General features: G+C 49.5%; 12 protein-coding genes and 1 tRNA gene. 9 read left to right on the top strand and 4 right to left on the bottom strand.

The genetic code is table 11. From position 1 onward, the window contains the following. The first annotated feature begins 27 nt into the window (after positions 1 to 27). The 5 genes from recN (at position 28) to CSQ88_RS01140 (ending at position 7,683) form a co-directional block, all read left to right on the top strand. Positions 28 to 1,686 carry a DNA repair protein RecN gene (gene recN / locus CSQ88_RS01160; protein ID WP_099396292.1) on the top strand — a complete coding sequence of 553 codons (1,659 nt, stop codon included), beginning with the start codon at positions 28 to 30 and terminating at the stop codon, positions 1,684 to 1,686. A gap of 190 nt (positions 1,687 to 1,876) precedes the next feature. After that, a complete protein-coding gene (gene tadA / locus CSQ88_RS01155) occupies positions 1,877 to 2,356 on the top strand; it encodes a tRNA adenosine(34) deaminase TadA (protein WP_099396291.1) in 480 nt (159 codons plus the stop codon). Between the two features lie 80 nt (positions 2,357 to 2,436). Next, positions 2,437 to 3,669 (top strand): glycoside hydrolase family 18 protein, encoded by a 1,233-nt coding sequence (locus CSQ88_RS01150; RefSeq protein WP_099396290.1) that lies wholly within the window; start codon positions 2,437 to 2,439, stop codon positions 3,667 to 3,669. Between the two features lie 570 nt (positions 3,670 to 4,239). Then, positions 4,240 to 6,051 carry a M4 family metallopeptidase gene (locus CSQ88_RS01145; protein ID WP_099396289.1) on the top strand — a complete coding sequence of 604 codons (1,812 nt, stop codon included), beginning with the start codon at positions 4,240 to 4,242 and terminating at the stop codon, positions 6,049 to 6,051. 96 nt (positions 6,052 to 6,147) lie between these two features. Further along, positions 6,148 to 7,683 (top strand): M28 family metallopeptidase, encoded by a 1,536-nt coding sequence (locus CSQ88_RS01140; protein ID WP_099396288.1) that lies wholly within the window; start codon positions 6,148 to 6,150, stop codon positions 7,681 to 7,683. A 182-nt stretch (positions 7,684 to 7,865) separates the two neighbouring features. Here the strand turns inward: CSQ88_RS01140 and CSQ88_RS01135 are convergent, their stop codons facing one another. Genes CSQ88_RS01135 through gspL form a run of 4 tightly spaced genes read right to left on the bottom strand, consistent with a single transcriptional unit; the run spans position 7,866 to position 10,505 of the window. After that, complete coding sequence (locus CSQ88_RS01135; RefSeq protein WP_099396287.1) at positions 7,866 to 8,204, bottom strand: P-II family nitrogen regulator; 339 nt, start codon at positions 8,202 to 8,204, stop codon at positions 7,866 to 7,868. Between the two features lie 48 nt (positions 8,205 to 8,252). Beyond that, positions 8,253 to 8,972 carry a type II secretion system protein N gene (gene gspN / locus CSQ88_RS01130; RefSeq protein ID WP_099396286.1) on the bottom strand — a complete coding sequence of 240 codons (720 nt, stop codon included), beginning with the start codon at positions 8,970 to 8,972 and terminating at the stop codon, positions 8,253 to 8,255. Then, the gene (gspM, locus tag CSQ88_RS01125; RefSeq protein ID WP_099396285.1) at positions 8,969 to 9,436 is read right to left on the bottom strand and encodes a type II secretion system protein GspM; all 468 of its coding nucleotides are present in this window, start codon (positions 9,434 to 9,436) and stop codon (positions 8,969 to 8,971) included. The genes gspN and gspM overlap by 4 nt, the downstream gene beginning before the upstream one ends. 13 nt (positions 9,437 to 9,449) lie before the next feature. Continuing rightward, a complete protein-coding gene (gene gspL / locus CSQ88_RS01120; protein WP_099396284.1) occupies positions 9,450 to 10,505 on the bottom strand; it encodes a type II secretion system protein GspL in 1,056 nt (351 codons plus the stop codon). A gap of 236 nt (positions 10,506 to 10,741) precedes the next feature. On the opposite strand from gspL, the gene CSQ88_RS01115 reads away from it, so the two are divergent. The 4 genes from CSQ88_RS01115 to clpX all read left to right on the top strand — a co-directional run bounded on the left by CSQ88_RS01115 (position 10,742) and on the right by clpX (position 14,653). Beyond that, positions 10,742 to 10,826, top strand: a tRNA-Leu gene (locus tag CSQ88_RS01115). Positions 10,827 to 11,246: 420 nt separating this feature from the next. Then, on the top strand, positions 11,247 to 12,554 hold the full coding sequence (gene tig / locus CSQ88_RS01110; protein WP_099396283.1) for a trigger factor: 1,308 nt from the start codon (positions 11,247 to 11,249) through the stop codon (positions 12,552 to 12,554). Positions 12,555 to 12,643: 89 nt separating this feature from the next. Continuing rightward, positions 12,644 to 13,276 (top strand): ATP-dependent Clp endopeptidase proteolytic subunit ClpP, encoded by a 633-nt coding sequence (gene clpP, locus CSQ88_RS01105; RefSeq protein ID WP_099396282.1) that lies wholly within the window; start codon positions 12,644 to 12,646, stop codon positions 13,274 to 13,276. A gap of 126 nt (positions 13,277 to 13,402) precedes the next feature. Then, complete coding sequence (gene clpX / locus CSQ88_RS01100; RefSeq protein ID WP_099396281.1) at positions 13,403 to 14,653, top strand: ATP-dependent Clp protease ATP-binding subunit ClpX; 1,251 nt, start codon at positions 13,403 to 13,405, stop codon at positions 14,651 to 14,653. Positions 14,654 to 14,664 lie beyond the last annotated feature (11 nt).

The raw sequence follows: 14,664 nt of genomic DNA, 5'->3' as shown, positions 1-14,664 counted from the left end.
ACCGTAACCAAGGTGTAAAAAAGCGTCATGCTGCTTTCTATCTCGCTCAAATCCTTTGTCATTGTACAAGAGCTGTCTCTTGACTTTCGTGCCGGCCTGACCACCCTCACAGGTGAAACGGGAGCGGGTAAATCGATCGTGATCGACGCGCTGGGTTTGCTCCTGGGAGGGCGGGCAGAAAGCGCTGTGGTGCGCCACGGTGCCGAAAAAGCCGATTTGCAGGCACGGTTTGCCCCGCCTAAAAATGCAAGGGCCTGGCTGGAAGAAGAAGCCTTGCTGGGGGACGAGCCGGATGAGCTGCTGATCCGCCGCAGCATCGACAGCAGCGGTAAATCCCGCGCCTGGATTAATGGTATTGCCGCCACGCTGACGCAGCTTAAATCACTGGGCGAGCAGTTGGTGGATATCCACGGCCAGCACGCGCCGCAATCCTTGCTGCGCTCTGAAGTGCAGCGCGAATTAGTTGATGGTTATGCAGAATGCACTGGCCTCGCTAAAGACGTGGCGGGCTTATTTAAAGATTGGAAAAACGTCGTTGATGAGCTGGCGATTGCCGAGAATAACGCTGAAGCCTTTGATGCAGAGCGTGAACGCCTGCAATGGCAGGTGGACGAAGTGGCCGCCTTGCAATTTACCGCAGCAGAATGGCCGGAGCTTCAAGCCGAGCATAAACGCCTGCACCATGCGGCCAGCCTGATTGAAGGCGTGCAAAGCGGCTTGCTGATGCTGGCCGATGGCGATGAAAACTGCCAGTCTTGGCTGGGCTCGGTAGCGGGGCGCTTATCTGATCTCGCTGATTTTGATGCAGGCATCTCAGAAACACTGGAGCTTTTAGCCAGTGCCGAAGCGCAGCTGACTGAATCTGTGTATGCATTGCGCCGCTATGCCGATCACTTAGAGCTGGATCCGGCGCGCCTTGCCGATGTAGAAAGCCGCCTGGATGCCATCTTTCGCATGGCGCGTAAATATCGGGTAGAGCCCGCTGAGCTGCCGGAAAAACTGGCCGCCTGGCAGCAGCGCCTTGCCGAATTAGGCGGCAGCGCAGGGCTGGATGCGGTGCGCCGCCGCGCAGAAAAGCTGGAAGCAGATTACCGCAAAGCAGCAAAGCAACTCTCTGCCAGCCGCAAGGCCGCAGCAGATAAGCTCTCTAAAATGGTGACTAAAGAATTGCAACTGCTGGCCCTGGTGGGCAGCCGCTTTGAAATTGCCCTGCACCCCCATGAAGCACCCGCGAGTTTTGGCCTGGAAACGGTTGAGTTTATGGTGGCTAATCATCCCACCACTCCGGCAAGAGCCATGGCAAAGGTTGCTTCGGGTGGTGAGTTATCCCGTATTAGTCTCGCCCTGCAGGTGATTACCAGCCAGGTGGCTAACGTGCCTACGCTGATTTTTGACGAGGTAGACGTGGGGATTGGCGGCCGGGTGGCCGAAATTGTCGGCCGCATGCTGGCGGACCTGGGTGCGGCGCGGCAGGTGCTGTGTATTACCCATCTGCCGCAAGTTGCCGCCTGCGGGTTTCAGCAGCTGCAGGTCAGCAAAACCCAGTCTAAATCCGGTGTGTTAAGCACTATCCATATGTTGAGTGTGGAAGAGCGCATCGAAGAAATCGCCCGCATGCTGGGCGGCGTGGAAATCACCTCTACCACCCGGCAGCACGCGGCAGAAATGCTGGGTGTGGCAGTGTAATGTTTTTGCAAGCATGCTAACCCAACCTGCCAGAGCATCACTCTGGCGTATTTTACTTAGGTTTATGGTGTTTTCTTATGGGCGCCATACAGTTGATGCAATGCCTAATAAGGGCGCTCTTGTTTTTCTTCCTGTGCCCGGTGTTCTTTTTATCTCTGTGCTTACAGAGCTTTTATAAGATTGTTGGTTTATGAATGATTCAGGTTTTATGCAGCAGGCCCTGTTTGAGGCAGAGCGGGCCAAAGAGCTGGGTGAGGTGCCCGTGGGGGCGATTGTTACCTATCGTGGCGAGATAATTGGCAGGGGGTGTAATCAGCCCATTTTGCGCCATGATCCGAGTGCTCATGCTGAGATGATGGCTATCCGCCAGGCGGCACGTCATGTGGGTAATTACCGGCTGCCCGAGTGCGAGCTGTTTGTCACTTTAGAGCCGTGCATTATGTGCGCCGGAGCTATTTTGCACTCCCGCATCAGCCGGGTTGTGTATGCGGCAAAAGATCCTAAAACCGGCGCTGCAGGCAGTGTGATTAACCCTTTTGCAGATTGCCGTTTAAATCATCAGACACAGCTGCTTGATGGGGTGATGGCTGAAGAGTCTTCAAACTTACTAAAGGCTTTTTTCCGCGAGCGGCGGCAGGCTGAAAAAGATCGCAAGAGAACTGTCGTATAAATTTCATTTTTTTGTGAAATATTTACATTGCGGTAAATAAAGTCGTAAACTAAATCCTCACACTTGATCGGGATGTGGGGATGAAAAAAATACTAATTGCCTTCGCCGCAGCATCACTACTTGGCGCATGTGCTTCAACACCTTCAAAAAATACAGCAGCCTTGGCAGAGGCTGTTATTCCAACCGTTAAATCACATAATAAGCAGGTTGTGGCTTATATCCGTACCTGGCCAATTGGCTCTACGCCAAAAGATATGGATATGGGGCGCCGCTGGCGGGCCAGTGATATTCAGGGAAATCAGCTCACAACTTTAAACTTAAGCTTTGGTTTAATTCGTAATGGCACCGAGGTTTATATTAAAGATTTGGAGCCTCAGCCTAATTCGGATAAGACCGCCACTATTGCCCCATTTGCAAATATGTGGGATGAAGTTGCTAAATTGCAAAGTCAGTATCCGCATTTAAAAGTGAATGTTTCCATTGGAGGCTGGGGCGCGGATGGTTTTTCACAATTAGCCCGAACACCAGAATCACGCGAAAAATTTATTGCAAATGTGATTAAGTTAATTGATGAGCATAATCTGGCAGGCATTGATTATGATTGGGAATACCCAGTTGGCCCGGATTGGCTGCCGATTGCAAAAGACCCGAGTGATAAAGAAAACTATCCCCGCCTTTTAGAAGAAACAAAAGCGGCATTTAATAAGCACGGCGAAAAAACAGGAAAGCAATATCAATTGTCGGTTGCCGTACCGGCAGCAGCTTGGTTTTTGCAAAATATTGATGTGGCTCGTGTAGCCAAATCAGTCGATTTTATGAAAGTAATGGCGTATGACTTTGCCGGATCATGGAGTAAAAAAACCAGCCATCATACCAATTTGTACCAGAACAAAGCAGATCCTGAAGGCGGTGGCTGGAGCACCGATCAGGCGATGAATTTGTATCTGGATGCAGGGGTTAAGCCAGAGAAGCTGCTTATGGGCAGCGCCTTTTACGGGCGTGCATGGCAGGGAGTAGCGGCTGCAAACAACGGCCTGTTTAATGCTTATAAAAAAGCGGCGTACGACGATGGCATCACCTGGCAGGATATTAAGGCTTTAAAAGCCAGGGGGGCGACACGTTACTGGGATCCGGTTGCCAAAGCGCCATGGTTGTTTGATGGTGATTTGATGGTGACTTATGAAGATCAGGAGAGTTTAAAATACAAAGCTCAGTATATTAAACAGAAGCGTCTGGGCGGCATCATGGTTTGGGAGTATGCCCATGATATGGATAGCGAGTTGCCACGCGTGATTAATGAATCATTAATGTAATCGGTGTTGATCTGTTTATAAAAAAGGCCACTTTCGAGTGGCCTTTTTTTATTGGCATATATAAAAATGGTGGTTTTTTTTTTTTTGCTGTTTATTTGCAACTTTGTTGCTAATGACTCCAGTCGATATTTATAAAATATATAAATAATTATCGCATGCTGTTTTAAACGTGGGTGAATGGGCGGTGACCAATTTTTTTGAATGGCTTTATATTAGTGTATTCCCTAGTGTGTAAACCCTGATAGCGCAGATTTTTCCTTAAAAGCCTGGAATTTTATTGCGTCATCTATACGAAAATAATTAGGGTTTTTTAAAAAAACATCAAATTGAAAAAAAATCTTGATGTTGGTCAAACTATTCTCTAGTCTTTAATAACAAAGTCGCGGTTCATATAAGTGGCTTGTAATTGATAGTTCTATGGGGCGCATTTATCCAGCGTTGACTTAATCCGAATTGCTATTACGCAGTTAAGCACTGCTGATTAGCTAGTCTGTGCCTGTCATTTATCCCTGGCAGATACCGGCGTTCATTGGGGAATATCCCCGCTAAACTTAAAAAGGGTCGCTAATAATGAAGCAAGCATTAAATCGCGTAGCACGTCCTCTGCTGATGGTCGTTTTATTAGCCGGAGCTTTCAATGCCATGGCCGCTGAACGAGTGGATCTGGAAAATTATGTTGCCCCTGCCGGGCTTACAACGCGTGGTTTGGCAGACGAGGGGGTACATAACTTACTTGGCCTTAAGGCTGATGAATTACAAGCTGCACGCAGCCAGACTTACCCTGATGGCAAGGTTGTTACCCGCTATCAGCAATTCCACCAAGGCGTGCCTGTCTGGGGCGAAGGCGTGGTTGAAAACCGTGCAGCGGGCTTGGCTCAGCCAGCTTTGTCGGGTGCACTGCTGCGTGATCTGAGTAATGACCTGCCAAGCGCTAAGCCAGCGTACTCGCAAACCCAGATTTTGAGCATTGCTAAAACACAGGCGAAAGCCATTAAAACCGAAAATGAACAGGCCAAACTTTATGTGAAGCTGGGTTCTAATAATGTGGCTCAATTGATTTATGTGGTGTCGTTTGTTAATGGCAGTGCAATGAAGCCAAGCCGTCCGCACTTTATTATTGATGCCAATACGGGTGTGGTTTTGGATCGCTGGGAAGGGATTGCTCATAAAGATGCGACAGGACCTGGCGGTAATGCCAAAACGGGTCAGTATGAGTATGGGACTAAATATGGCCCTTTAGTCGTCACCGATGATTGCAAGATGGATAGCGGGAATGTGATTACCGTTGATTTGAAAAACGGCACAACAGGCAGCACGCCTTATCAGTTTACGTGCCCGCGCAATACCTATAAATCCGTAAATGGCGCTTTTTCGCCGCTGAATGATGCCCATTACTTTGGTAATGTGGTGTTCAATTTGTATAAAGACTGGTTTTCTCTGCGTCCGATCAGCCAGAATCTTTCTATGAAAGTGCATTATGGCAATAGCTATGAAAATGCCTTCTGGGACGGAAGCGCGATGCACTTTGGTGATGGTGCAAATACGTTCTATCCGCTGGTGTCCCTGGATGTTTCCGCTCACGAAGTCAGCCATGGTTTTACAGAGCAAAACTCGGGTCTGGTTTATTCCAAGCAATCGGGCGGGATGAACGAGGCTTTCTCTGATATGGCAGGGGAAGCGGCTGAGTTTTATATGAAGGGCGCGAATGACTTCCTTGTTGGGGCAGAAATTTTCAAGGCCAACGGTGCATTGCGTTATATGGCTGATCCAACCAAGGATGGCCGCTCTATTGGCCATGCCAGCCAGTATAACGACAGCCTTGATGTGCATTTAAGCAGTGGTGTGTACAACAAAGCCTTCTATTTATTGGCGAGCAAGGCGGGTTGGGGTACTCGTAAAGCGTTTGAAGTGATGGTTGATGCCAACCGTTTGCACTGGACAGCAAACAGCACCTTTGACCAAGGCGCTTGCGGCGTGGAAAAAGCTGCAGCAAGCCGTGGTTATACCGTGGCTGATGTGACATCCGCGTTTGAAGCAGTGGGTGTAAGTTGTATCGTTAAACCCCCTGTTGTCAAAGTGCTGACTAAGGGCGTGCCGGTAACAGGGCTTGCGCTTGCCAGCAATGCCACAGTCACTTACACCATTGTGGTGCCAGCAGGCGCAAGAAACCTGACATTTAAAACATCGGGTGGCACTGGGGATGCTGATATCTACGCCAAATTTGGCGCAGCACCAACAACGACTGTTTATGACGCAAAATCAGATGGTGGCACCAATACAGAAACCATCACAGTAGCAGCGCCTAAGGCAGGCACTTATTACCTGCTGCTGAAAGCGTACAACGCCTTTAGCAATGTCACTCTGGTGGGTAACTATCAGTAATTAAGTCAGCTGATGCGGCTGTGCTAGGCCGCGTGCCCTGCTACGAATGTGAGCAGGGCTTTTTTTTGGATTTAATAAATTCAAAGGAACGTCAAAATGAAACTAAAAGTGATCCCTCTGCTTTTGTGCGGTGTCTTGCTGAGCGCTGCCGCTGATGCTGCACCTAAAAAAGTCTGGATAACCCTGGGTGATGCGGCTTATTTACAGCTGCAAAAGCTTGCGCCGCAAACTATTGCAAAAGAGAGCCGCGCTATTTTACCGCAAGTGGGTTTGCTGGCGGCTGAGCGGGTGCATCTGGTTGAGGTGGATGAGCAGCAGCTCGCCCGTTTATCTGCATCTGTGCATGAAGAGTTGCATCGCTGCGGCGGCTTTATGTTTCATGCCAGTGAAGCAGCCGGGCGTCAGGCCTTAACACCAGTCAGCAGCTTGTTGGCAGCGGCTCACCCCTCGTATACGCTGGATAATCAAAGCGTCGTGAATGCCTTATTGCCACAAATGCAGGACAGCAATATCGCGCAAACCATTAATGATTTATCTGCTTTTACCAATCGCTACTACACCACGACGCATGGTGTTAATGCATCCAACTGGCTGAAAACGCGCTGGCAGCAAATAGCGGCTGGCCGCAGTGATATTACGGTTGAGCAGTTTAGCCATTCATGGGCGCAAAAATCAGTGATTCTGACGATTCAGGGCTCCGATAATCCGTCCGAGGTGGTGGTGCTGGGCGGCCATCTTGATTCAATTAATGGCCAGGGAACCAGCGAGGGTACACGTGCACCAGGAGCCGACGATGATGCATCCGGCATTGCCAGCATGACTGAGGTACTGCGGGTGTTGGTAGCAGGGGGATATAAGCCACGCCGGACACTGAAGCTGATGGGCTATGCCGCAGAAGAAGTCGGCCTGCGCGGCTCACAGGATATTGCCAAAAGTTTTAAAGCGGCGAACACCAATGTGGTTGGGGTGATGCAGCTGGATATGACCAACTATAAAGGCTCGGATAAGGACATCTACCTTTACACCGATTACACCGATAACGCGCAAAATCAGTTTGTGGCTAATTTGCTGACGACCTATCTGCCAGCGATAAAGATTGGTTACGATAAATGCGGTTACGCTTGCTCAGATCATGCATCCTGGAGTGGGCAGGGCTATTTTGCCTCTATGCCTTTTGAATCCTCATTTACACAAGACAACCCTTATATCCATACGGCCAACGACACCTACGCTAACAGCGGCAATCAGGCTCAGCATGCTTTGAAGTTTTCTAAAATGGCGCTGGCATTTATGGTTGAGCTGGGAAGCGATGGTCCAGTAGGACCAGGGCCCGTGGATAAGGTGGAAAACTTCTCCGGCAAGCTGGCGGTGGGACAAAAGCAAAGTTATGGCCCGTTTAAAGTGGGCGCTGGCGGTGATTTTACTGCTGTACTGAGTGGCACAGGTGATGCAGATTTATACTTGCGTAAAGGCAGTGCACCCAGCACAACCGTGTTTGATTGCAAGTCTGATGGCCCAAGCAGCTCGGAAACCTGCGCATTAAACTTAAGCGCAAATGGCGATGTTTATTTGCTGCTGAATGGCTATTCCGCAGCAAATTACACCCTTAAAGTAACGTATCGCCCGCAATAAGCAGAATCAGGCCGTGCAGATTGTGCGGCATGTCTGAGTGGTAAAAAGGAAGGTGTGGCGTGTGTCTTTGTAAAAAATGCGGCCTGATAAGCCGCATTTTTTTTGATTAAACCGTTAGCAGGTGCTGCATTTCTTCAGCACGGGCAGTTTGAGCTCGCGTTGTATTCTATGTGGCGGATGGTTTAAATGGCCTGCTCGTTAATCTCGCCTGTGCGAATCCGCACCACGTATTCAACAGGGGTGACAAAGATTTTTCCGTCGCCAATTTTGCCCGTGTTAGCCGCTTTAATAATGGCTTCAATGGCGGTTTCTACCTTGTCATCTTCAAGAACGACTTCGATTTTGGCCTTAGGTAAAAAATCGACGACGTATTCTGCTCCCCGGTAAAGCTCGGTATGGCCTTTCTGGCGGCCAAATCCTTTCACTTCGGTTACAGTGAGGCCGGATATGCCAAGCTCCGACAGGGCTTCACGGACTTCATCCAGTTTAAATGGCTTGATAATCGCTTCAATTTTTTTCATCTTTTTTCCTTTTCGCGGTGGCTTTCTGCTGGAGTATAGGGCGGGCGTTTATAAGCCAAGTTTTAGTTCGCGCTGATCACCGTTTAACGGCATGCGATCCAATAGGGGGGCAAAGAGGCTTTCTTTGCCACTGCCCGCTTTGAGCTGGAGTGAGCCCTGCGGGCCGCGCTGAGGATCAGCTTTACCCTGTCCTGAAATGGCCAGGGCAGCACCGCCCTCAGGCGAGATAGTCCAGTTTAAATCAGGCTGTAATTTGATCTGGTAGCTGCCAAAGGGATTGGCCTGCGGGGTCACGAGCGAGCTGGCATTTTGCCAGTGTAAGTTGATTTCGCTTGTTTGTGGCTTGCTTATCCGGCTGGCTTCCAAGGTGAGCTGGCCGCCAAGCTGAAAAGGGGCTAGCTTTTTATCGAGTGCAAATAAAGGTGCGGCAGGCAGGGTGAGGCTGACCGATTCAAGGCGGTTGCCGCCCGCGCCAAGGGCTAACCATGCTTTGCCTGCCTGGCTGCCATAGCGGGTATCCAGCTGCCACACCAGTTGCCCTTTGAAAAGCTTAAGGGGTTGCCACTGCCAGCGCACTTCATCCAGCAACTGCTGGCCACTGATGCCAAGGGGGGTCAGCCTGCCGGACCATATGGTGCCGCTTACGCCGCCTAACTGCACGGGGGCGGGGACAAATTTCAAAATAAATGAGGCTGGAAATTGCAACATCAAAAATAAAATCAGCAAAGGAATAATGAATTTGCTGCGGTGATAAAGATATTGCTTCATTGGCGTTCTACCTCTGCGCTCAGCTGCACAATGCCATTGTGTTCTGCTCCGCTGATTTGCAGGTGATTGATATGCGAGCCGGTTTCGCTGCGAAGTGCTGAAAGCAGGGGAAGTGCATCGGCAAAGCGAATCTGTGCGATTTTAATCTGCAGTTTGTCTGCTGTGAGTGCCTGAATGTCTGCGCTGGTGTTTCTGGCGTCCAGACTGGCTTGCACTGCAGCGCGCAAATCGCCATTGCGGCTTGGGCCTGCGGGGGTGGATTTGATCTGCGCGAGTTGTCTTTGCAGCTCTGCAAGTTGCATTTGCATCTGAGGCACTTGCTTGCTGAGCTGTGCCCGGGAGCTGTTAACCGGCTGCCATACTCCCGCATAGAGGATTGCAAAAAGGGCAAACAGGCCGCAGCCGCTTAAATAAAGCCGCTCGCGGGGTTTGCATTGTTGCCAGAATTCTTTCAGTTTGTTCATTTTCTTAGGTTGCTCATTTTACGGCTTGGGCGCGGATCATAACTTTCATGCGCCCTGTTGTTGCAGGCTGGGTTTCTGCAGATAATCCTGCCCCTTTAAGCTGAGACTGCAGGCTGCCCGCCTGAGAATCTGGTAACTCCAAACTGAGCTGGCCATTGGTGTAATCGAGCTGTGTCAGTTGCAGGCCATTACCGGCAATGCCGGCTACTTGCAGGAGCAGGTCCAGCCCGTCACCGTTGCCGCTGCGAAGCCCGCCGCGATCACGCAGTTTGCTTTGCAGCTGTAATACGGGGTCAAAGACTGGCTCGCCGGGAAAGGCCGCCGCATAGGTCTGGCGCATTTCACGCTGCAAAGCCAGTTTGCTGCTGCGTAATTGCCACCAGTCACCAATTTGCCCCGCTAAAACCAGTGCAAAAATAGCACTTAATAGTAGTGCCGGGGTTTGCAGGATTTTCCAGTCAAAACGCCACTGGCTGCGCTGGGCAAAATCACCTTGCAGTAAATTTGTACCCGGTACGCTGTTTGGGATTAAATCAGCAAGGTGGAGATCTTGCCTTGATGCGTCACCAATCAGTGCCTCAACGATAAGGGCATCATCAAGCTGGCTGTATTGTCCTTCCGGCGTGCGCACGAGGTATGTTTGCTGATCAGTAGCAACACACCAGCCTTCGCTATCAGGCAGAAAATCATAAAGACTCCACACCGCTGAAGGAATGATCTGATGCCCGGCCAGTAAGCTCAGGTATTGAGTCAGCCATTTTCGGTCTGCAGCAATAATTTTATTATTCTGGTCGTTGAGCCCAAAGTGCAGTGATGCAGCAGGGCTGAGCAGGCGATCCTCTAAAAGATGGGGCAAAAGTTTTTGCCGCCTTGCTAAAGATTGCTTTGGCAGCTCTGCGCGATAAATATTTGAGAGCGCCGCAGGAACAATAAGCTCGGTTCTTTGCGAGGGCGGAAGCGCGCTGAGCTGTGCCGTGCCGGATTGCTGGCCGGCAAACCAGCGAACTTCTGTCGTAGCAAGATCGCAAGCAGGAAGAATACGCAGGAGTGTATGTATATGATCGTTCACGGGAGGGGTGAAGTAAGAGTGTATAGGGTGAAAAGCTGTGCGGAGTATGACATAAACTTTTTATGGGCTGTATAGATTGCGATTATCTTACTGTTATATTAAAGAATTTCGTGTCTGTTGTGACGGTTGCTTAAATTATTTTGAAATATTTTCAAAATAAGGCTTGGCAAAGTAAAAACCTTCAACTAGAATGCGGGTCTTCCTTCGGTGCACAAGCAAACGTAGCGATGAGAAGTGGGGGGTTGGCGGAATTGGTAGACGCACTGGATTTAGGTTCCAGCGCCGTAAGGTGTAAGAGTTCGAGTCTCTTATCCCCCACCAAATATTCTGAAAAAAAGCCGCAAGAGCATTGCTCTTGCGGCTTTTTTCATGCCTAAAATTCCGGCTGCATAACACTTTTCTTGTTGGAAAATCGCACAAAGCATCTGTTTTTTTATTGGCCGGAGCTTGCGGTCTAAGTCTTGTGGCTGCTGTGTTTTTGGTCGCACGGGCGCTGGTTAATAATTCTGTTTGGATTTGCGTGCCGTTGTGCGCTAAACTTACCGACTTTGTTGGTAAATCGCGGTGAGTGCTGCGTGCTGATCTGGTTTTTCTGTCTGTTTTGGCTGGTCTGAGACGGGGAGAGCTGGAAAGGCAAAGATCATGACTGATGATCTGCATATTACTGCTGATGAGCTGGCTTTATCCCCTATTTATTAAGATGCGTGTACGCGCGTTGATCCCCCATAGGAATGGTTTGAAATGCAAGTACAACTAGAAACCCTGAATCAACTCGAACGTCGCCTGTCTATTTCTGTGCCACGCGCAGAAATTACCGAGCAAGTTAACGCGCGTTTGAAGCATGTTGCTAAGACTGCAAAAATTGCAGGTTTTCGTCCAGGTAAAGCGCCGATGAAAATCGTTGCACAAAACTACGGCTTCCGTATTCAGGAAGAAGTATTGGGCGAAACGGTTGAAGTGAGTTTTGGTCAGGCAGTACAAGAGCAAAAGCTGCGTGTAGCAGGCTACCCACGTTTCGAGCCAAAAGATGCGGCGGAAGAAACAGGCGATTTCCAGTTCTCGGCTACTTTTGAAGTGTATCCGGAAGTTGTGATCGGTGATTTAGCTGCTGCTCAAATTGAAAAACCAGTATTGGAATTGTCTGATGCTGAAGTAGAAAAAACAGTAGACATCCTGCGTCGCCAGCGTACTCGTTTTGAGCGCGTAGAGCGCGAAGCAGCGGATGGCGATCGCGTGATCGTAGATTTCAAAGGCTCAATCGACGGCGTATTGTTTGATGGTGGTTCTGCTGAAAACCACGCTTTCCTGCTGGGCAAGGGCCAGATGTTGCCAGGCTTTGAAGCCGGTGTGATCGGTATGAAAGAAGACGAAACCAAATCGGTAAGCGTTGAATTCCCTGCTGATTACCATGGTGCCGATGTTGCAGGCAAAACTGCAGTATTCGAAATCACGGTTAAAAATGTGGCTGCTGCTATCTTGCCGGAAGTGGATGCAGACTTCGCAAAAAGCCTGGGTATTGTTGATGGCGATGTAGAAAAAATGCGCGCTGAAGTCCGTGGCAACCTGGAGCGCGAAGTGCGCTTCCGCCTGAAAGCCCGCGCTAAAGAAAACGTTATGACGGCACTGATTGCTGCTGCGCCGGTTGAATTGCCTAAGGCTCTGGTTCAGCTGGAAATCGGTCGTTTGGCTGAAGGTGCGCTTGCAGACTTGAAAGCACGCGGTATCGACCCAAAGTATGTTCCGTTCTCGCCAGAAATGTTTGAAGCGCAAGCACAGCGCCGTGTTCACCTTGGTTTAGCATTGGCTGAGCTGGTTAAGGGTAACGGCCTTGAAGCGAAAGCGGATCAGGTAAAAGCGGTTGTTGAAGATTTGGCGCAGAATTACGAAGATCCAAGCGAAGTTGTAGCATGGTACTTTGAAGATCGTGAGCGTTTGGCTGGCCCGGAATCAATGGCGTTGGAAGACAATGTGGTTGAGTTCGTTCTGGCTAAGGCACAGGTAACTGAAAAAGGCATGTCCTTTGAAGAGCTGATGGGCCAGCAAGGCTGATCATTCTCGGTTACTGAGGTGCTACGATAAGGTGTCATCATAGGTGACACCTTATCGTTTGAATGACCATAAATTTCTGAGAGAAAAAGATGTCGAGACAAGAATTTGATCCGCAAAACCTTGGGTATATCCCGATGGTCGTTGAACAAAGCGGCCGGGGCGAGCGTTCTTATGATATCTACTCGCGCCTCTTAAAAGAGCGTGTTATTTTCTTGGTCGGCCCGGTAAACGATCAAAGCGCAAATCTGATTATTGCGCAGATGTTGTTTTTGGAATCCGAAAATCCAGATAAAGATATTCATTTATATATCAACTCCCCGGGTGGCTCGGTCACTGCAGGTCTGGCCATTTACGACACCATGAATTTTATTAAGCCGGATGTGTCGACAATGTGCGTGGGGATGGCGGCCAGTATGGGGGCTTTCCTGCTTTCCAGTGGTGCCAAGGGTAAGCGTTACGCTTTGCCTAATTCACGAATTATGATTCACCAGCCCTTGATTGGCGGTTTGTCGGGCCAGGCATCTGATGTGGAAATTCATGCGCGTGAATTAATTAAAACTAAACGCTCGCTGAATGAAATGCTGGCGAAACATACTGGTCAGAGTATCGAAGCCGTTGAGCGTGATACAGACAGAGATAACTTTATGAGTGCTGCAGAATCAAAAGACTACGGTCTGATTGATGATGTATTGCAATCTCGCAGCGCGGCAGCCGCTAAATAAGGCTGCGTCGGATCGTGACAATGCCGCCAGCGTGCCTGGCGGTTTTTTATTCTAGTGGCCTGTCAGGTTTACTGTTTTCAATCAGACAGGCTGCAATGGCCCGTTTTTTGGGGTGTAGGTTAGGCGATGTCAGAAAAACTCCTTTATTGTTCTTTTTGCGGTAAAAGCCAGCACGAAGTGGTTAAGCTGATTGCTGGGCCACAAGTTTTTATCTGCAACGAATGCATTGAGCTTTGTCGTGATGTGCTGAAAGACGAAGCCGCTGCTGTGATTGGCGAAACTGAGCAAGTTACAGATGGTAAGCGTGTGCCTACGCCGATGGAAATTCGGACCACGCTGGATTCCTATGTCATCGGGCAAGAGCGCGCTAAAAAGATTTTAGCGGTTGCGGTTTACAATCATTACAAGCGACTGACCAGTAATAAGTCCAGCGATAATGATGTGGAATTAGCCAAGTCAAATATCCTCTTAATCGGGCCTACTGGCTCGGGTAAGACTTTGCTTGCACAGACCATGGCTAAGCTCCTCGATGTTCCATTTGTGATTGCGGATGCCACAACACTGACCGAAGCGGGCTATGTGGGTGAAGATGTCGAGCACATCATCGCCAAGCTGTTGGCTCAGTGTGATTACGATGTAGAGAAAGCTCAGCGCGGCATTATTTATATCGATGAGATCGATAAAATTGCCCGTAAATCTGAAAACCCTTCAATTACCCGTGATGTATCGGGTGAGGGTGTGCAGCAGGCACTGCTGAAGCTGGTAGAGGGTACGGTTGCTTCCGTGCCGCCTCAGGGGGGGCGTAAGCACCCTAATCAGGACATGCCGCAGGTTGATACCACTAATATTCTGTTTATTTGTGGTGGTGCGTTTGAAGGCCTCGACAAGATTATTCGTAATCGTTCAGTGAAGAGTGGTATTGGTTTCGGTGCTGAAGTCATGAGCAAAGATGAAAACTCCAGTGTTGGTAAAATGTTACACACGGTTGAGCCAGACGATTTAATTCGTTTCGGTTTGATTCCTGAGTTTGTGGGACGTTTGCCGGTTACTGCTACGCTGGAAGAGCTGGATGAGGCTGCCTTGGTTTCTATTTTGACCGAGCCAAAAAATGCGCTGATCAAGCAGTACCAAAAGCTGTTCTCGCTGGAAGGGGTTGAGCTGGAAGTGGGCAAAGAAGCCCTAGCTTCGATTGCGCACAAGGCCATGGAGCGTAAAATTGGTGCGCGTGGTCTGCGCTCGATTGTTGAATCATCTCTGCTGGATATCATGTACGAGCTGCCTTCACTGAAGGGGGTTGAGCGCGTGGTTGTGGATGAATCTATGATTAAAAACGCCACTGCTCCAACGATTGTTTACGCAGATCCTGCTGCGGCTTAATGTGAGATGAC

The sequence above is a fragment of the Iodobacter sp. BJB302 genome, from assembly GCF_002735645.1.
Classification (GTDB): domain Bacteria; phylum Pseudomonadota; class Gammaproteobacteria; order Burkholderiales; family Chitinibacteraceae; genus Iodobacter.
This window is presented reverse-complemented; position numbering and strand designations above follow the sequence as displayed.

Excerpts from the sequence above, each read along its gene's own strand:
- recN (WP_099396292.1), top strand. The coding sequence starts at position 28 with ATGCTGCTTTCTATCTCGCTCAAATCCTTTGTCATTGTACAAGAGCTG.
- tadA (WP_099396291.1), top strand. The coding sequence starts at position 1,877 with ATGAATGATTCAGGTTTTATGCAGCAGGCCCTGTTTGAGGCAGAGCGG.
- CSQ88_RS01150 (WP_099396290.1), top strand. The coding sequence starts at position 2,437 with ATGAAAAAAATACTAATTGCCTTCGCCGCAGCATCACTACTTGGCGCA.
- CSQ88_RS01145 (WP_099396289.1), top strand. The coding sequence starts at position 4,240 with ATGAAGCAAGCATTAAATCGCGTAGCACGTCCTCTGCTGATGGTCGTT.
- CSQ88_RS01140 (WP_099396288.1), top strand. The coding sequence starts at position 6,148 with ATGAAACTAAAAGTGATCCCTCTGCTTTTGTGCGGTGTCTTGCTGAGC.
- CSQ88_RS01135 (WP_099396287.1), bottom strand. The coding sequence starts at position 8,204 with ATGAAAAAAATTGAAGCGATTATCAAGCCATTTAAACTGGATGAAGTC.
- gspN (WP_099396286.1), bottom strand. The coding sequence starts at position 8,972 with ATGAAGCAATATCTTTATCACCGCAGCAAATTCATTATTCCTTTGCTG.
- gspM (WP_099396285.1), bottom strand. The coding sequence starts at position 9,436 with ATGAACAAACTGAAAGAATTCTGGCAACAATGCAAACCCCGCGAGCGG.
- tig (WP_099396283.1), top strand. The coding sequence starts at position 11,247 with ATGCAAGTACAACTAGAAACCCTGAATCAACTCGAACGTCGCCTGTCT.
- clpP (WP_099396282.1), top strand. The coding sequence starts at position 12,644 with ATGTCGAGACAAGAATTTGATCCGCAAAACCTTGGGTATATCCCGATG.
- clpX (WP_099396281.1), top strand. The coding sequence starts at position 13,403 with ATGTCAGAAAAACTCCTTTATTGTTCTTTTTGCGGTAAAAGCCAGCAC.